Annotated in this window: 15 protein-coding genes and 1 pseudogene; 12 read left to right on the top strand and 4 right to left on the bottom strand. The window is 45.8% G+C overall.

Annotated features, from left to right (window positions below; all coding sequences use genetic code 11):
• Positions 1-11: 11 nt before the first annotated feature.
• Entirely contained in the window at positions 12-1,733 is a 1,722-nt protein-coding gene (locus GJB61_RS11625) for a cache domain-containing sensor histidine kinase (RefSeq protein ID WP_154118865.1), read from the bottom strand.
• Between the two features lie 318 nt (positions 1,734-2,051).
• Between GJB61_RS11625 and GJB61_RS11620 the strand changes: the two genes are divergently transcribed.
• From GJB61_RS11620 to GJB61_RS11595, 6 genes are all read left to right on the top strand, one after another.
• Positions 2,052-3,659: an extracellular solute-binding protein gene (locus GJB61_RS11620; RefSeq protein ID WP_154118658.1), complete on the top strand. Its 1,608-nt coding sequence runs from the start codon at positions 2,052-2,054 to the stop codon at positions 3,657-3,659.
• Between the two features lie 7 nt (positions 3,660-3,666).
• Positions 3,667-4,695: a LacI family DNA-binding transcriptional regulator gene (locus tag GJB61_RS11615; RefSeq protein WP_154118657.1), complete on the top strand. Its 1,029-nt coding sequence runs from the start codon at positions 3,667-3,669 to the stop codon at positions 4,693-4,695.
• Positions 4,696-4,722: 27 nt separating this feature from the next.
• A complete protein-coding gene (locus GJB61_RS11610; RefSeq protein WP_338115761.1) occupies positions 4,723-6,009 on the top strand; it encodes an alpha-amylase family glycosyl hydrolase in 1,287 nt (428 codons plus the stop codon).
• A gap of 108 nt (positions 6,010-6,117) precedes the next feature.
• Positions 6,118-7,035: an ABC transporter permease gene (locus tag GJB61_RS11605; protein WP_154118655.1), complete on the top strand. Its 918-nt coding sequence runs from the start codon at positions 6,118-6,120 to the stop codon at positions 7,033-7,035.
• Positions 7,036-7,050: 15 nt separating this feature from the next.
• Positions 7,051-7,974, top strand: coding sequence for a carbohydrate ABC transporter permease (locus GJB61_RS11600; RefSeq protein WP_154118654.1), 924 nt, complete (start codon positions 7,051-7,053; stop codon positions 7,972-7,974).
• A gap of 38 nt (positions 7,975-8,012) precedes the next feature.
• Positions 8,013-10,430 (top strand): glycoside hydrolase family 31 protein, encoded by a 2,418-nt coding sequence (locus GJB61_RS11595; protein ID WP_229521601.1) that lies wholly within the window; start codon positions 8,013-8,015, stop codon positions 10,428-10,430.
• A gap of 64 nt (positions 10,431-10,494) precedes the next feature.
• Here the strand turns inward: GJB61_RS11595 and GJB61_RS11590 are convergent, their stop codons facing one another.
• Positions 10,495-10,713 (bottom strand): hypothetical protein, encoded by a 219-nt coding sequence (locus GJB61_RS11590; RefSeq protein ID WP_154118653.1) that lies wholly within the window; start codon positions 10,711-10,713, stop codon positions 10,495-10,497.
• A gap of 279 nt (positions 10,714-10,992) precedes the next feature.
• Here GJB61_RS11590 and GJB61_RS32160 point away from each other — a divergent pair, with 279 nt between their 5' ends.
• On the top strand, positions 10,993-11,124 hold the full coding sequence (locus GJB61_RS32160) for a hypothetical protein (RefSeq protein WP_267490799.1): 132 nt from the start codon (positions 10,993-10,995) through the stop codon (positions 11,122-11,124).
• A gap of 131 nt (positions 11,125-11,255) precedes the next feature.
• Positions 11,256-11,600: pseudogene (locus tag GJB61_RS11585) on the top strand (IS4 family transposase); the annotation flags it as partial.
• A gap of 304 nt (positions 11,601-11,904) precedes the next feature.
• On the opposite strand, the gene GJB61_RS11580 reads toward GJB61_RS11585, so the two are convergent.
• Positions 11,905-12,273 (bottom strand): VOC family protein, encoded by a 369-nt coding sequence (locus GJB61_RS11580; RefSeq protein ID WP_154118652.1) that lies wholly within the window; start codon positions 12,271-12,273, stop codon positions 11,905-11,907.
• 686 nt (positions 12,274-12,959) lie between these two features.
• Positions 12,960-13,721 (bottom strand): DNA/RNA nuclease SfsA, encoded by a 762-nt coding sequence (locus GJB61_RS11575; protein ID WP_154118651.1) that lies wholly within the window; start codon positions 13,719-13,721, stop codon positions 12,960-12,962.
• Between the two features lie 429 nt (positions 13,722-14,150).
• Here GJB61_RS11575 and GJB61_RS11570 point away from each other — a divergent pair, with 429 nt between their 5' ends.
• The 4 genes from GJB61_RS11570 to GJB61_RS11555 all read left to right on the top strand — a co-directional run bounded on the left by GJB61_RS11570 (position 14,151) and on the right by GJB61_RS11555 (position 17,430).
• Positions 14,151-14,681 (top strand): hypothetical protein, encoded by a 531-nt coding sequence (locus GJB61_RS11570; protein ID WP_154118650.1) that lies wholly within the window; start codon positions 14,151-14,153, stop codon positions 14,679-14,681.
• Positions 14,682-14,713: 32 nt separating this feature from the next.
• Positions 14,714-15,358, top strand: a complete 645-nt coding sequence (locus tag GJB61_RS11565) for a hypothetical protein (RefSeq protein ID WP_154118649.1) — start codon at positions 14,714-14,716, stop codon at positions 15,356-15,358.
• Between the two features lie 129 nt (positions 15,359-15,487).
• Entirely contained in the window at positions 15,488-16,291 is an 804-nt protein-coding gene (locus GJB61_RS11560) for an SDR family oxidoreductase (RefSeq protein ID WP_154118648.1), read from the top strand.
• A gap of 38 nt (positions 16,292-16,329) precedes the next feature.
• Positions 16,330-17,430, top strand: a complete 1,101-nt coding sequence (locus GJB61_RS11555; protein WP_154118647.1) for a DNA alkylation repair protein — start codon at positions 16,330-16,332, stop codon at positions 17,428-17,430.
• The last annotated feature ends 75 nt before the right edge of the window (positions 17,431-17,505 follow it).

Raw genomic sequence — 17,505 nt, 5'->3', positions numbered from 1 at the left:
AGGCCCTCCATTCATATTGAGGTACTGGAAAGCTCAGGAAGAGTTAAGATGACACAAGCGCCGCCACCTTCTAGATTAGAGAAGCTGACCTTCGCTTTTTTGAGATAAAGGTATTCCAGTCGTTTAAGCGTATTCATAATCCCGATTTGCGTGCCGTTAATTTGATCCAGAGGCTGTCCCTGCGTAAGCTTCTCCAGAACACTGGGTAGAAAGCCGGGTCCGCTGTCAGAAATAAGAATAACGGTCATAGCTTCTTCCTCAATCTGTTGGTGTTTGACTGTAAGTAGAATCTGCACTTCCTGATCTCTTGAAATCGCATACTTTATTGAATTTTCGATAAAAGTTTGCAGTACGAGCGGTGGGATCTTCACATCCTTCGTAAGTTCATCCTGCTCGATTTGATAAATAAAGGCATCCCGGTACCGATTCTTCTGAATTTCGAGATAGATGCGTACATGATCGAGTTCATCCTCCAGCCGGACAAAGTTCTCACCGTTCTGAAAGATATAGCGAAAATATTTGGAGGTCGACATAGCCATATTCTCGATTTCCTTATACATTTGAATTTGGGCCATGCTGTAGATGCTGGTCAGACAATTCAGGAAAAAATGGGGTTTGATCTGCTGCTTCATATAATCAAGCTGAATTCTCTGCTTTTCCAGCTCCTGCTCGTATATAGCAATTTTGAAGGTTTTGATCTGTTCCACCAGATCTTTAAACTGCGCATTCGCTTGCTCCAACTCGATAATTTTACTGCTTTTGAAATCAGCCGGTTGCCCATCTTCATTAATGTGGGTCAGATTGTCCGAGAAGTTCTGAATAGGGCCGAGCACTCTGCGATTGAAGAACAGCATAACGGCGCATAAAGTGGAGGTCACGATGAAGAACAATAGCATAATCAATAGCTGGGCAATCATGATGTTCTCGAACGCTCCGAATTTAATGACCATCTTGGCGCTGAAGGTCGTGTTGGAGAATCCGCTGATGATCGTTGTCCGAGACTTAACAAGGTTTGCGATACCTGTATCCTTCTGCAGTAGTTGGCCGCTGTTCGAGATCAGATTGGAGATGTTAGCTCCTTTCTCGTCCACTAAGGATGCGTAACCATTGGCACCCAGATTAATTTGACGCAGAGGGCGGATCAGGTTATCTGCAGAGATGAGTCCGATTAAATAGCGGTTGTAGTAAGGGACGATGTTGATGATATAGTAATTTCCATTGACCAGAATAGGCGTCCATTTGGAGTAAAACTTCTCATACACATCTTTATTTTCGATATAGGAGCTGATCTGCTTTTTGAGCTCCCGGTAGTCGGTGTAGGAAACGCTGATAGGTGCGCAATTCAGAAAAAAAGACTGGTTCTTCAAATAGAAGAAAAAGTTATATTCCTGCCCGTAATTCTTTTGCAGCTCCGTGAATCGTTTGTGCAGGTTTTCATTCGATTTTAAGAACTCGCTGCTGTTGGTGTCGTAGGCATTCATCATATTTAAGCTTTCATCGTTCGCAAGCGTCCAGCCCATATAGTGATTAATGTAGGAAAAATCATGATTGATGCGGTTGATGTACAAATTGGCTGTGTCCTGCAAATAGCGCGTGGACTGCTGTTTCACGATAGAGATGGAGGTTATGCTGATGACCAAGTCTAGAACAAGTACTATAAATGAAACGAGAATCATGATTCTTACATAATGACGGATCGGATACGGTTTGTTTTTTGTAGTTAATTTTGCCATACGCACTTGAGCGGCCGCGTCCTTTCCTGAGCTTCATAGAGATGAAGGCGATAGTATAGGTAACAAAGTCATTATAAAACCTCTTCGTGAAAAATACATGCGAAATTGCTGCGAATAGGACGCAAAGTCCGGAAACAGCAACTAAAAGTCTGAATACCGTCATTAATTTCCGGCCTGGGATGAAGCTTACGCTCCAATATGATGTAAACGGATGCAGAGGTCCGAATAACGACTCTAAAGTGTCCGGAATACAGAGAAGGAAGAAGCTATCATTAGGGATGTTAGAGATGTTGTATAAATGAAATGGGGGATTATGAAATGGGTAAACACAGCAAGGAAATACCGGCCAAGAAGTGGCTTACACTTCTCCTGGCATCTGCAATGGTAGTGGGAATTGCCGGATGCAGCGGAAACAACAAGGAGAATAACACTGCCGCAACTACAACGGATGCTTTCAATAAAGAAGGGCTGCCGATAGTTAATGAGCCTGTAACACTGAAGGTGCTGACCGTTCGTTGGGGAAGCATGGGGGACACTTTTACCCAGAACCAGTGGCTTAAAGATCTTGAGAAGAATTCGAATGTCAAAATTGAATGGCAGGTCATGTCCTCTAACGATTGGGCAGAACAGAAATCCATTCTACTGGCCAGCGGCACGTTGCCGGATGTCGTTATAGGGGATCAAACCTTCACTGATTCCGATATCGTTAACAATCTAACTTATTTCCGCCCAATGGATGATTATATTGACCAATATATGCCTAACCTTAAGGCTGCTATGGAAGAAACACCGGAAATGAAAAAAATCAGCACCTTCCCTGACGGGAAAATATACTCGCTGCCTACAAGATTGCCGTCGCGTCCAAAAAGCTCGCGTCAGCCTGTGATTAACAAAACCTGGCTCGATAAATTAGGCTTGAAGGTTCCGGACACGATTGATGATCTTTACAATGTGTTAAAGGCTTTTAAAGAGCAAGATCCGAACGGCAACGGCAAACAGGATGAGATTCCATATATCGAAGTCAGCAATGATATCATTAGCCCCTTCGGGATCACTGACCTGAACAACAACAACATGCTGGTCAAGGACGACAAAGCGGTATACTACCCAATTTCGGACGAGTTCAAAGCAGGACTCAAATGGGAAAATAAATTATATTCCGAAGGACTGCTCGACAAAGAACTGTTCACGCAAGATGCCACGATGGTATCGGCTAAGTTCCAGAATCCGGATGCTCCCATTGTCGGCTTCTCGTACCAATGGACGCCAGACGCAGTCTTTGGCAAATGGAGCGATCAGTATGTGACCATTCCACCGATTGCCGGACCGGATGGCAAACGTTACACTATCGGAAATCCAATTGGTATGAATCTTGCTCGTAATGAGTTGCTCATCACCTCTTCCTGCAAAACACCTGAGATCGCTGCACGCTGGGCGGATCAGTTCTATACCAATGAAGGAAGTATCCAGAATTTCTGGGGCGCCATCGGAACCGTTATCAAGAAGAACGACGACAATACGTATACGCTGATGGACCCTCCAACCGGAACCAGCGCAGATGCTTGGTACTGGGATCAGTCGCTGCGGGATTTTGGACCTAAATATGTAAGCCCGTCCTTTGAGAAAAGTATCGTGCTGAACCCTAGCAGTGGCGACGGATTGAAGCTGCAGCTGGATAAGCTGGGCAATGAATATGTAACCACACCGTTCCCTAACGTTATGTACACCTCGGAAGAATTCCAGGAGCTGCCGACCTTGACTACAGACATCGACAGTTATGTGAATACTATGCGCGCTCAGTTCATCACTAAAGGTGCTATTGATGAGGGCTGGGATGCTTATGTGAAGAAACTGAACGAAATGGGTCTTGAACAACTGGTTAAGATTCGTACGGATGCTTACGGTCGTTATATGAGTGTGAAATAAGATTTCTATGACGGTTACCATGAAAAAAGTGGCCCGGAGAGCGGGAGTTTCCATCTCCACGGTCTCCCGGGTATTGTCGGGCCATCTCAATGTCAGGGAGGAAATCTCCTGTAAGGTCAAGCGAATCATGAAGGAATTGGGATATACGCCTAATATTATAGCGAAGAGCCTGGTCTCCAAGACAACCAACAGTATTTGTGTTCTTTTGCCAGGACCGGCTGAGGAGCTGTTCTCCAATCTATTCTTTATGGAATTGATTCGTGGAATTGTCGCAGGGGCAAGCCGCTTGGGCTTCGATATTCTCATTAGCTCGGGGGCCACTGAGCAAGAGGAACTGGAGGTAGTCTCCCAGCTTCTGAAAGGACGACGCGTCGATGGTATGATCGTGCTCTCTTCCCACTATGACGATGCTGTTATTGAATACCTGAATACGAACAGTTATCCGTTTGTGTTGGTAGGACGCAGCGATAAATATGATGGGATATTGTCGGTTGATACTAACCATTCCATGGCAGCCTACGATGCTACGAGCCATTTAATCACCATGGGTCATGAACGAATCGGCTTTGTCAGCGGTCCTCAAGACCTGATCGTTTCGCGCGATCGGCTGGAAGGCTATCGCAATGCTCTCCTGGATCACGGTCTTGAATGGTATCCCGAATGGATTGTGGAAGGAGAGTCCTTGCAGGACAGCGGCTATGGTTCCATATCTGATTTCATGAATCTTCCGAACCGGCCGACAGCGCTCGTAGCTGTGGATGATATGGTCACGTTCAGCGTAATTCGCGTACTGAAACAGCTAAAATACAAGGTACCTGATGATTTGGCAATCGTCAGCTTCAACAATATTCCACTGGCGGAGCTATCCGTGCCGCCGATCAGCAGCATCGACACCAGAATCTATGATTTGGGCGCAATGGCCTCTCAGGTATTAATCCAGCGTATTCAGCATCCGGAGCATGAAAATCAGTATAAGAACCGCTTCATTATTGCGCATCAGCTTATCGAGCGGGAATCATCCATGTTAGCCATGTAGGCATGAAGGATGCGGAGGAGAGTAGTCGTGGCAAAGTTAACGAGTAAAACACTGCGGAACAATGTTATCTATTCCATTTATGTTCGCAATCATAGCGAAGAAGGAACGTTCAAGGCGATAGAAGATGATCTGGAGCGCATTCGGAATTTGGGCGTAGATATCATCTGGCTGCTGCCCATTCATCCGATCGGCAGCAAGGCCCGCAAAGGCGAGCTCGGTAGCCCTTATGCCAACCAAAACTACCGTGAAATTAACCCAGAGCTTGGGACTCTGGAGGACTTCAAAAGTCTGGTAGAGGCGATACACAGTCATGGAATGAAGTGCATTATCGACGTGGTCTATAATCACACTTCACCCGATTCCTGGCTGGTAGAGAATCATCCCGAATATTTCTACAAGACATCTGAAGGCAAACTGGGGAACCGGGTAGGCGACTGGGGTGACATTGTTGATCTGGATTATGATAATGCCGATCTATGGGATTATCAAATAGAAACGCTGAAGATGTGGGCAGAGATCGTAGACGGCTTTCGCTGCGATGTGGCGCCGCTCCTGTCATTAGACTTCTGGCAACGCGCTCGTGAAGAGGTTGCTGCAGTTAATTCTGACTGCCTATGGCTCAGTGAATCTATAGAACCAGCATTTACGCTGAGTCTTCGCTCAAGAGGGATGGTCAGCCTATCTGACGCTGAAATCCTGCAGGCGTTTGATGTCTGCTACGATTATGATACCTATCCCTATTTCACGGGATACTTGGCTGGCGACAACTCACTAAGCGGCTATGTGGATAAGATCAACGCACAGGAATATATCTATCCGGATAATTATGTTAAGCTGCGCTTTCTGGAGAATCATGACCGGCCGCGCGCCAAAGAACTTTTTCCGAACGAGAATGACCTGATCAACTGGACCGCGTTTATGTATTTTCAAAAAGGTATGCCTTTGATCTACGCCGGACAGGAGCTGGAAAATGAGATCTGTCCCGATCTATTCGACAAGAATACAGTCAACTGGAATACAGGCAAGGACTTATCGTGGCTCTTTAAAGCACTGTATCTTATCAAGCAAAAAGAAATCATGGCTCAGAGTATCTGCACTTTAAGAGCGTTGGATGAGAATGACATCATTGTGGGAACTCACACCTGGGGAGCACAAAGGTTGGTCGGAGTATTCAGCCTGAGAGGAAAGTCGGCAAAAGTGGAAGCAGACCTTCCTGATGGTGTGTATACAAATCTGATTGATGGCAGAGAGGTTAGAGTCACACAAGGTAAATTGCTCAGCACATCCCAACCTATCATTATTGAAATGACCTAATAAGACCGTCTATTGATCTTCACAAATGCCGTCCCGCACCTAGGTCTTTGCTGGACGGCATTTGTATTACTTACGAAGCCAGTCACACACTTTTTAGGAGGGGATTTCATGAAATCCGGTCAGCTAGGGCGGACTCTCGGACAGATTAAACAAAATATGGGACTGTATGTTTTGCTATTTCCCGCTGTAGTACTTACGTTATTATTCGCATACAAACCGATGTATGGGGTGCTCATTGCCTTCAAGAATTACAGCCCGGCGTTAGGAATCGGCGACAGCCCATGGGCAGGCTTCAAGTATTTTGAGAAGTTCTTTCATTCCTATCAATTTTCATCAACTATTAAGAACACGCTGATCATCAGCATTTATAGCTTGATTACATTTCCTATTCCAATAGCCTTGGCATTGACGGTCAATCAGATGAGACCCAACCGGTTTAGACGTTTTTTTCAGACCGTATCGTATATGCCACATTTTATCTCAACGGTAGTTATGGTGGGTTTGATGATGATCTTATTGTCCCCAAGCACCGGCTTGGTCGGCAATTTGTACAGTCTATTGGGAAAAGAAGCACCGGATCTCATGGGTTCTTCCAGTCTGTTCAGCAGCGTGTATGTCTGGTCGGATGTGTGGCAGCATGTAGGCTGGGATAGTATAATTTTTATCGCTGCGCTCTCTGCGGTTGATCCCAGCTTGTACGAGGCCGCTACCGTGGATGGAGCCAGTCGCTTGCACAAGATTCGTTATATCGATATTCCTATGCTGATGCCAACAGCGATTACACTGCTTATTCTGCGAGTCGGAGGGCTGCTAGGGGTTGGATTTGAGAAGGTGTATCTGATGCAGAATGATCTGAACAGTACTTCAAGTGAGATCCTTTCTACTTATGTATACAAAATGGGGCTGCTCAGCAGCCAATACAGTTTCTCATCGGCCATCAACTTGTTCAATACTGTGATTAACTTTATTTTATTAATTATGGTCAACCAGATCTCTAAAAAACTCAGCGAAAACAGTCTGTGGTAGGAGGGAGTAAACATAATGGGAGTATTGCAACCTGTGGTTAATGAGAATGTGGGGAAAATGAAGAATAACCGTTCATCGGATTCGGTTATAGAGTTTCTAATGTACGTATTTGCAGCGATTTTCCTGGTGATTCTGATGTATCCGCTATATTTTATCATCATCGCTTCGTTCAGTGATCCTTCCGCGGTGGCGGGGGGTCAGGTATGGTTCTTTCCAAAAGGTTTCACCCTCGACGGCTACAAAGAGCTGCTGCGGCATGAGAATATTTGGATCGGCTACCGGAATACCATCCTGTACACAGTGGTGGGCACCGCTATCGGCTTAGTTGTAAATATTTCGGCAGCCTATGCGCTGTCAAGAAAGGATCTGGTGGGACGCAAGTATTTTTCGCTGTTCTTCATCTTTACGATGTTTTTTAACGGCGGACTGATTCCCACCTTCCTAACGATCCGTGATTTTCATATGTACGATACCTTTCTGGTTATGGTGCTGCCCTTCTCTGTGGGGGTTTTTAATATCATTGTGGCCCGGACTTTTTTTCAAACGAGTATTCCCGGAGACTTGTGGGAAGCGGCGCAAATCGATGGCTGCAGCAACCTTCGATACTTTGTGAAGGTAGTTCTGCCGCTGTCGAAAGCTATTATCGCAGTGCTGGGATTATGGATTGCCGTCGGTTACTGGAATTCGTATTTTAATGCCTTGATCTATTTAAAGAATCCCAACATGTATCCTTTACAATTAATCCTGCGCAATATTTTGATCACCAATCAGATGCAGTCTGGCATGGGAACAGGCGAAGCCGCACAAATCGCCCTGCGTCTGGCTAATATGATGCGGTATTCCGTTATTATCGTGGCTACCATTCCTATCATGTGCGTCTATCCATTTGTGCAAAAGTACTTTAATCAAGGGGTCATGATCGGCGCAGTGAAGGAATAATCATCTTGCGCTCTCTCAACCAGAAAAGAGGTTTATCGATGGAAACATTGATTCATGAGTTAAAGCCAATGCCGAATCATCTGAAATTCTCTTCTGAACCCTACGCTAATTCGGAGGCGGTTATTCAGGGAGATCACTATCGGTTCACAATACTAACCCCGGAGCTAATCCGGATGGAATACAGCGAACAGGGCATCTTCGAAGACCGGGCGACACAGACTGTGCTGAACCGCCATTTTCCGCTTCCGAAGTTCCAGCTAATCGACCATGGGAATGGACTTGAATTGATTACAGATCGTCTGCATCTGATCTATAACCTACAGCCGTTCTCTCGCCACGGTCTTAGTGTACGGGTGAGAAATGACTCGGGACATTTAATGAGTGTCTGGAATTATGGCGATACAGGCCATGATCTGGGCGGTACGGCGCGTACGTTGGATAATGCAGATGGAGCCATCCCTTTGGAGCATGGACTCCTGTCGCGTTCCGGCTATACAGTGGTTGATGACAGCCGCTCGCTTCTCTTGGAGGAGGATGGACGAGTCGAGCCACGGGCGCAGGAAGGCTTGGATCTGTATTTTTTCGGCTACGGCCACGAATACTTGAACTGCCTGAAAGATTTCTATCAATTGTGTGGACGCACGCCACTGCTGCCCCGCTATGCGCTCGGCAACTGGTGGAGCCGGTATTACCGGTACTCTGAACAAGAATATAAAGTGCTGATGGAGCGGTTTGAGCAGGAGCAAATTCCATTTTCCGTCGCTGTCATGGATATGGACTGGCATCTTGTCGATATAGATCCGCAGTATGGCAGCGGCTGGACGGGTTACACATGGAATAAGGAATTGTTCCCTAACCCGCAGGGCTTTCTAGCCTGGCTGCATGACAAAGGGCTGCGCGTTACCCTCAACGTCCATCCAGCCGACGGGGTACGTGCGTTCGAAGAGCCTTACCTGGCGATTGCAGCCGAGATGGAACTGGACCCGGCCAAAGGCGATGTTGTCGAATTCGACATTACTGATCCGAAATTTTTGCAGGCCTATTTTAAATTTCTGCATCATCCGCTGGAGGAAGAGGGAGTGGATTTCTGGTGGATCGACTGGCAGCAGGGCGGAGTTACCAAAACTCCGGGACTTGATCCGCTCTGGATGCTTAATCACTATCACTACTTGGACAGCGGACGGCGAGGGAATCGGCGGCTCACCTTCTCGCGATACGCAGGTCTAGGCAGTCACCGTTATCCCGTAGGGTTCTCGGGAGACACCATTGTCACTTGGGAATCGCTCGACTTCCAGCCTTATTTCACGGCCAACGCTGCGAACGCGGGTTATGGCTGGTGGAGCCATGATATCGGCGGTCATATGCTGGGTTATTTAGACGACGAGCTGGCGCTGCGTTGGGTGCAGTTTGGCGTATTCTCACCCATTTTGCGCCTGCACAGCTCGGCAAGTCCTTTCAACAGTAAGGAACCGTGGCGGTTCAATAAGATTGCCGAAGAAGTGATGAAGGATTGTTTGCGCCTAAGGCACCGCTTGCTTCCATACCTGTATACGATGAACCGCTACGCCAGCCGCGAAAGTCTTCCGTTGGTCCGGCCCATGTATTACCATCACGCGGAACAGAATGAAGCTTACGAAGTTCCAAACGAATATTATTTTGGCACGGAGCTGATCACTTGTCCGATCACACAGCCTGTTAACCCCAAGACGGGCGTCGCGGAATTCAAGGCATGGTTACCCGCGGGGTTATGGATCGATTTCTTTACCGGAAGAGTGTACGACGGTGGCAGAAAGCTTTCCCTTTATCGAAATCTGGAGAGTATTCCTGTGCTTGCGAAGGCAGGAGCCATCATTCCTATGACAGACCTGACGGAATATACAGCTTCGGTGGCCAATCCTGAACAGCTGGAGATCCGCGTGTTTGCCGGAGCGAACGGTAGCTTTCAGCTCTGGGAGGATGGAGGAGACACGGAAGAAGACCAAGACGATCAATGGTGCCATACCGAAATAAGTCTGGAATGGGGAGAAACGGCAATCTTTAAGATTCTTCCTGCCCGTGGCAATACAACTGTTGTGCCAAAGCGGCGGACCTGGAGATTAACATTCGTTGGCTTCGTTGATACTTTGGTTAAGGTGTGTGTTGGAGGTGTGGAAATCGCAACCGAAACTAGTTATGATGTAACATCGCATACCCTTACAGTTATCACTCCGAAGCTATCGGTAATTGAAGCCCTAAACGTAACGATTGCTAATGCCCGGATTGCCGTCAATGCGGTCGAAGTGGAGGTATTCACCCTGCTGAATCGTGCGCAGATTCACTTTCAATTGAAAGAACAAATTTACCGGCTGGTGCAGGAAATGACGACTCCTACGGGGGCACTTGCATCGCTTGTTTCGCTGGAACTGGAACCTTCGCTGTACGGGGCGTTATGTGAGATACTGGCGGCAAGGATTTAAATTAGAAGCGAGAGCCCGCTACCAAAGGGGCTCTCGCTTTATTTAAAAGATAATGCTGTGCTCATTACCTCTTATTAGTCTGGAATTTTGTAATGTCCCGGGCATAGTGGGAATACGAGCCGTCGAATCTTTTGAGGCGGACGGATTCATCGGAGAACTTTTCAACAATCCCAATACCCACCTGCATATACATACCGTCAGGGTCGAGCTGTAGGGCAGAAATAAAGGTTTGTGATAAGGCTGCTACAAAAAAGTCACTGTTATGTATAATGGTTTTTGGCATAGTTAGGTCCCCTCCGTTTAACAACATTAATTCGAATTATTCCTAAAATATTATGAATTATTTTACCACAAATGATGTTGCTTGTGAAAAATAAATTATTGAAAGAAAAATGGAATTAGACAGTATTTTGTCTGTTATTGGTCTAATAACAACTTTATAGCTATTGTGATTGATGAATTAGCGGCATCATTCATAGGTATTCCATACGTACTCACACCAGTAATTTGGTGACTTGGAGCTAAAGCTGGTAGAGAAGAACACTACCTACTATAATTTAAGATGACTAAAGTACAGACAGACGGAACTAGTTCGACAGTCTGTTCTTTTGTGATCTTCGCTAAAGTGAATGTTAATTTACTTAACTTTCGCAGAGTCAAAATTGACTTAGTAGTAGTTGGAGCAAAGATTTGAGGTCGATTAAATAGGTGACTTGACGCCATACACAAACATCGCTTCGTTTGGTAAAGTGAAGGTGTTGAACAATCACTACCACATAGAAGAGTATCTTCTCTATGAGAGACTAACAACCGTCATTTGCTCAACTGCCCAATGAAATTAAACCGGCATTCCAGGAACTGCAAGTGCTGAGACACTTGCGCAGCGCGGGTTTCAAGAAAAAATTCAGCTACACGTGTGCGGCTCTGTTCCGTCTCGTGTTCATGCTCTTATTTCATCAGAAGAACTGGTTCCGCCTGCTGGAAAGCAAGAAAGGGGCGATGTTTCCCGGCAAGGATGCGGTCTACAGCTTTTTGAATCATAGCGGCTTTGCCTGGCGACGATTTCTGCTGTTACTTAGCGGCGATACTATCTCGCGCATGGAGACGCTAACCTCTGAGCACCGAGAGAAGGCGATCGTATTGGATGACTCCCTTTTGAGCGAGACCAAGCTACTATATAAGATGTCTTAAATAAACACGGGATTCACCGACCCTGTGTAAATCGGGTAATTAAGGATAACTCCAAAACAGCGATGTGAGAACATGAATCGTTACAGGAAGAAGTGTTGCACTTAACTTGATAATTCGTGGACATGAAAAAACTCCCCTCACAGTAACAGGGTTTATTATTTCACCTGTCTACCGTAGGGGGAGCATATCACTTTTACGAACACGGTCTTAATGTTGTAATAATCACTTGGCTCCCTGTGACAGAGGAAGTGATCACTATTATTAAGCTGGGTACATTTGCGTATTAGGCTTTACTGTGAAGGGTAATTAGGTACCCGTCTGGGTCGGCAAATGTAAAGGTTCGCCCGAATGGTCCATCTATTGGTGCAGATGTAATCTTTACGCCTGCTGCAACAAGCTTGTCGTGGATTTCTTGCGTATCAGGGGCATGAAGCCACAGAGCGATACCAAGTCCTGGCTGAGTACCTGAACCGAGTTCTATTCCTGGCAATAGATCACGAAGAGCAAATGCAATAGGCTTTGTTTCAAAAACCACAGCATGAGGTGGTCCCGCCTGTGATCGCACCAGTCCGAGATAGTTTTGATAGAATTCCGCAGAGCCTTCAAGATTGCTCACTTGAAGTGAAATGAAATCGGGTCCAATTGCTGACATAATGTAATGTCCTCCTTTGTATATGGGGTTGTTTATGTTATTCGTTTAAGTCGTAATACTGACATGAATCAAAAAAATCGCAGATAGATTTGGATACCTCTCTTGGGTATCTTTTTAAGGAAACAGCCAGTACACTATTCATGTAAATGGAAATTGTTTTGCGACCATACGGCATGACCATAACGCAGCAGGGGAGATACATTTGACGTCATCAGCTGAGAGAGTCTTAATCTTTTCAACATCTCGATTCGCCATCGCCTCAAAATAAGCTTTTGCAATCTTCAGTGCACCATTCGTTTCATTATAAAGTCATGTAAATAACCTCGCTTTCATTTTGTATATCTTGATTATACAAGACCTCTGTTGCCAACAGTATGTCAGTAGCGTTCTCCCCCATCCAAGAATCCAAGTCAGCAATTCTTCCGGTTGACGGACACGAAAAGTGACAGGTAACCGTCCTCTTTAGATTCAGGAGACTCGAAAATGACGAATATCTTCCCTTAGATCACAGGAAGCAACTAACAGCCAGCCATTCTACTCATCATGTGCCAATCCGAATGGCGATACAGTTCGCACAGTTACTCGGTTCCCATCAGCTGTCAGCAATTTTTTTCACCGTAATTCCAGCACAATCACTACAAGACGCTCTGTTTTATTCATTTGAAGTTGCACTTCCCTTGTTGGGATTAAACATTCATAATATCTTTCGTTGTCTCAAAATAACGTACGAGATTTACTTCTGTAGGGGTTATTTTGAAGTTAACCTGCCACACTTCAACCCCTTGGTTTATTGTTGATTGCACGGAATTCCGGATATAGCTGCTATATTTCCCATTGGAAGAGCCAATATATTTAGAACTATCATAGATGAAACATACTAACAGGATTGCTTTGTCATTCTCATTCAAACTATTTGCCAATTCCCCTATGTGTTTTATGAATCGTTCAAATGAGGTGAAACTGCTTCCTTTCTTAGTTTCAATATGTTCCTTAACCTCGACCTGCAATCGCGTAAGAGGTGTTTTGACCTCAATGTAAGTATTACCTACAAGAAAATCAAGTTTGGAGTTGCCTACTTTTTGTTCTCTTTTTATTGCTTCACCATTAATCACCATACTAGAAAGTTCGCCGCTTTTTATAAAATGTTCTACATATCTATTGGCTGCATTCTGATTGATTCCTATCCATGATTTATTTACATTGGATGGTAAATCAACTGAAATGGCCTCCACTGTATAAAGGGTCTTTCTTGATAAATTATTGCTTTTTGAAAGCAAGCATGGGACATCACGAAAAACGATGTCACCAATACGACCTGTAGTGGGACAATGGCAATCAAAAATTACGCCGTCAACCTCAACTTCCATAATAAATCGATTTCGTCGTCTGCAAATTACACCTTCAATAAGGGGTGTTTCAAAAATAAATGGATTGTTATTAGTTTCCATAGTAAGTTCTCCTCAGTAATCTCTTTAAGCAAAGTTCAGTTAATATCTTTTTTTGCTTTCTGATACCTAGATTATACAAAAACACTACTGACAACGGAATGTCAGTAGTCGCATAGATGAATTAGAAAATAAAATTAAGATTCTTGTTGAATCTTTGAACTAATCAGCTTGAAATTGGTAGAGATAGGCCCTGATGTAGCTGGACAAAGCGGCAATATGTGGATTTTCGTTGCACAAAGTACACTAGATTGGTTTATGAAGGCTTGATCTCTTAATTCTACTGTACAAAGTGCAGTCAGACCTTGTATTATCTGCTGATTACTCATAAGTTCGTTCACAAGTGTAGAGGTTGAAAAGTTACGGATGAATGGATATGATTTGAGTGTTGCAGCACGATATGGATAATGAGAAGGACAAGGTGGTAGGTACATGGAAGATTCAACACAAAGAGCGAAGGAATTGTATACGCGCTTCTTAGGAAGTTCTTTTAATATGCACCGGGAAGGTGTTCTGGAGGAATATAAGGAATTCGAGATAATGAGAGAAACCGAAATCGAATGGCTTAATGATGTGGTCGTGGAGCTTGCGAAGCAGTTGTCCATACAGGATTGGGATGCGATCGCTTCTTTGGAGACTCTATCGAGAAATTATCAGGACAGCCTGATTGTAGATAAAGCGACTTCATTTGCTTCACGCAATATGATGAGTGCTGACAGCATCGTTAGATTGATATTTGCAGAAAAGCTGGTAGAGATCATCCGCTCCCATAAAAAAGTAATCTCCAAGGAACTGCTGTTTAGTGCCTGCCGAGTTGTGGTGCAGATTCTTGAGGATGTGATCTCACAGCCTTTGATTATCGATCCCGGTCACGAGCTGGAGCAGCTTCAGGTCAAGGATAAGCGGTCCTTGAATCATAGAGCTAAACGAAGTATCGAAGAGGTGAAGGAACTTATTAATTGAAGCTGTTTTGTAGATCGAATTGGAGGGATTCTATGCGTTTACTTGTAGCTCAACCTAAGCATGAAACAGGTCTGGAGCAGTTGTTGGAAGAACTGCAGCAGCAGGAATTATTTGACGCTGTGTTGTATCCGGAAGGGTATGTTGCAGATGAAAATGCTGTTGCTATCCTATGTGATATTGCCAAACAGTATAAGAAACTGGTGATAACCGGATATAGGGACCGCCACCAGAAAGACAGAGCACTAATGATTCATCCCTCCGGCACAATCATATTAGAGCGTGCTAAATCGCCTATGGGTGGACTGTTGTACAGCCCGTCTGTTGCGGAAGCGGATGATCTCCAGATTGGTTACTTGTTGTGCGTAGAAATTTTGCAGGGATTGGTGGGGCTGGAAGGACAAGCCAACCAACTGGATTTTATTGCACATCCGATAGGTGTGGGAATGTTCAGTGAAGAGCAGTTCGCAGAATGGATCGATACAGCCACGAAGATTGCTATGAAGTTCAAAACGATGATTATCGGGACAAGTCATGCGGATGGGTCTTATAGAAATTGTGGGATTTCGATTCCAATATCCTATTGTATTGATGCAAGCGGAAAGCCAGTCTATATTTCACGGAACGATCCAAGGAGCTGGATTGTTGATTTGAAGACCGGGCAGGTTGAGAAGTTATAAGCAGTAAGGGTGTATCGAATGAAATCTGGCTACATAGGAAAGTTTAAATACAACAATATGACATAAAGCTGTCTAGTTCACTATGCTACTCTTTTGATAGATCTCAGTATCAATTAGGAGGAATAAGTGATGAATGTTTCAGTTGAAACTCCGTTCGAAACGAACGAATTTAAAGGCAAGCGTATTTTGGTTACAGGTGGAACAAAGGGCATGGGAGAGGCTATTGTCAAAAAGTTTGTCCGTTCCGGAGCAACGGTGATTACTACCGCACGTTCCTTACCTGTGGAGGGACAAGCTGCTGAGTTGTTCATCCAGGCAGATATTAGCACTCCGGAAGGTGTGGAAAAAGTAGTTGGAGAGGTGTTAAGCCGTTACGGCGGTTTAGATATATTAATCAATAACGTTGGCGGTTCGTCCGCGCCAGCAGGGGGAGTCCTTGCCCTCAGTGAAGAGAACTGGCAGCATGACTTTAATGCGAACTTGTTCGCCGCTGTTCGTCTGGATCGCGGATTGCTGCCCTCCATGCTGGAGCAAGGCGCAGGTGTAATCATTCACATCACCTCAATCCAGCGTCGTCAACCGCTATATGACAGTACTTTGGCCTATGCAGCGGCGAAGGCTGCGCTAACCACCTATAGTAAGGGGCTGGCGAATCAAGTTGCGCCACTAGGTGTGCGGGTCAATACGGTTGCACCGGGCTTCATCGAGACAACCGCTGCGGAGCGGTTGATTGAACGGCTGGCGGAGAGCGCAGGTACGGATAATGCTGCTGCCCGTCAGACACTGATGGATTCGCTTGGTGGTATCCCGCTGGGCCGTCCCGGCCGACCGGAAGAAGTTGCTGAGCTGGTTGCCTTCTTGGCGTCTGATCGCGCAGCATCCATCATCGGAAGTGAATACGTCATCGACGGAGGAACAATTCCGACAACATAAACGTTGATAGCTGCACAAGTCAGCAGGAGGAGCAGATCATGGCGGAGCCTTTAAAAGCGATGTACAATGAGGGATTTCTACGCGGTTTTGGTGAGAAGGTTAACGCCGTGTACAGCGTGTTCGATATCAATGGGTTTATCGCCTTGGCAATAGACGAAACTTGGGAAAAGCTTGAGCTGAAGCAAAGAATGCGGCGGATCACCGAGTCCTTGGGAAGTTATCTGCCACCTCAGTACGAGGCGGCAATGGAGATCATGATGGAGATTGCAGCTGACTGTGTGGGCTTCCCGTATCTGTTCTTTCCTGATTTTGTAGAGGTGTATGGTCAAGGAGAGGAACACTGGGAGCTGTCCATGCAGGCGTTCGAGCTGTTCACTACGAAGTCATCAGCTGAATTTGCCGTGAGGCCGTTTCTGCTGCGCGAACCGGAGCGGATGATGCGCCAAATGGGAATCTGGTCCACACATCCGAGTGAGCATGTACGGCGGCTGGCGAGCGAGGGCAGCCGTCCCCGGCTACCGTGGGGGCAGGCGCTTCCAATGTTTAAGCAAGACCCAACTCCGGTATTGCCTGTGCTGGAGCAACTGAAAGCTGACCCGTCGCTTTATGTACGCAAGAGCGTCGCCAACAACCTGAATGATATTGCGAAGGATCATCCAGGGGTTGTCTTGGACATTGCCCGCCGCTGGAAGGGTGTGAATGCAAATACAGACTGGATTGTGCGGCATGGCTGCCGATCCTTGATTCGTAAAACCGATCCCGAGGTGATGGCGTTATTCGGTTATGCGGAGCAGGCGGACGAAACACCGCTGATCACGAGCGCTTCCTTCACAGTAGAGCCGTCCGTACTTTCAATTGGCGAGAGCTGCGAGCTGAAATACGCTTTGCGTATCCACGAAGGCAATCCAGTGCGCATCCGTGTCGAATATGGGATTGATTTCGTGAAAGCCAGTGGGCGTACCTCGCGTAAGTCGTTCCTATTATCGGATAAAACCGTGCCCGGTGGTGCAAGTCTAAGCGCTGGGCGGACACATCGTTGGGCGGATCTGACGACTCGCCGACATTATCCAGGGGAGCATCGAATTGCGTTATTGGTCAACGGGCGCGAGTTTGCTTCAGTAGTATTGAAGCTAGAATAAGTATTAATGCTGATGCAGCAAAAGCTCCTCTTTCTGCCTTGTGAACTCACAGGGTTTGAAGAGGAGCTTTTTGTT

Origin of the sequence: Paenibacillus monticola (assembly GCF_009664975.1) — a bacterium.
GTDB classification, from domain to species: Bacteria; Bacillota; Bacilli; order Paenibacillales; family Paenibacillaceae; genus Paenibacillus_AQ; species Paenibacillus_AQ monticola.
The sequence above is the reverse complement of the archived record's forward strand: the minus strand, read 5'-3'. Positions and strand labels throughout refer to the sequence as shown.

Coding starts and splice junctions, on each gene's coding strand:
- GJB61_RS11590 (WP_154118653.1), bottom strand. CDS start 10,713: ATGCCAAAAACCATTATACATAACAGTGACTTTTTTGTAGCAGCCTTA.
- GJB61_RS11570 (WP_154118650.1), top strand. CDS start 14,151: ATGGAAGATTCAACACAAAGAGCGAAGGAATTGTATACGCGCTTCTTA.
- GJB61_RS11565 (WP_154118649.1), top strand. CDS start 14,714: ATGCGTTTACTTGTAGCTCAACCTAAGCATGAAACAGGTCTGGAGCAG.
- GJB61_RS11620 (WP_154118658.1), top strand. CDS start 2,052: ATGGGTAAACACAGCAAGGAAATACCGGCCAAGAAGTGGCTTACACTT.
- GJB61_RS11600 (WP_154118654.1), top strand. CDS start 7,051: ATGGGAGTATTGCAACCTGTGGTTAATGAGAATGTGGGGAAAATGAAG.
- GJB61_RS11555 (WP_154118647.1), top strand. CDS start 16,330: ATGGCGGAGCCTTTAAAAGCGATGTACAATGAGGGATTTCTACGCGGT.
- GJB61_RS11615 (WP_154118657.1), top strand. CDS start 3,667: ATGACGGTTACCATGAAAAAAGTGGCCCGGAGAGCGGGAGTTTCCATC.
- GJB61_RS11625 (WP_154118865.1), bottom strand. CDS start 1,733: ATGGCAAAATTAACTACAAAAAACAAACCGTATCCGATCCGTCATTAT.
- GJB61_RS11575 (WP_154118651.1), bottom strand. CDS start 13,721: ATGGAAACTAATAACAATCCATTTATTTTTGAAACACCCCTTATTGAA.
- GJB61_RS11560 (WP_154118648.1), top strand. CDS start 15,488: ATGAATGTTTCAGTTGAAACTCCGTTCGAAACGAACGAATTTAAAGGC.
- GJB61_RS32160 (WP_267490799.1), top strand. CDS start 10,993: ATGACTAAAGTACAGACAGACGGAACTAGTTCGACAGTCTGTTCTTTT.
- GJB61_RS11605 (WP_154118655.1), top strand. CDS start 6,118: ATGAAATCCGGTCAGCTAGGGCGGACTCTCGGACAGATTAAACAAAAT.
- GJB61_RS11580 (WP_154118652.1), bottom strand. CDS start 12,273: ATGTCAGCAATTGGACCCGATTTCATTTCACTTCAAGTGAGCAATCTT.
- GJB61_RS11595 (WP_229521601.1), top strand. CDS start 8,013: ATGGAAACATTGATTCATGAGTTAAAGCCAATGCCGAATCATCTGAAA.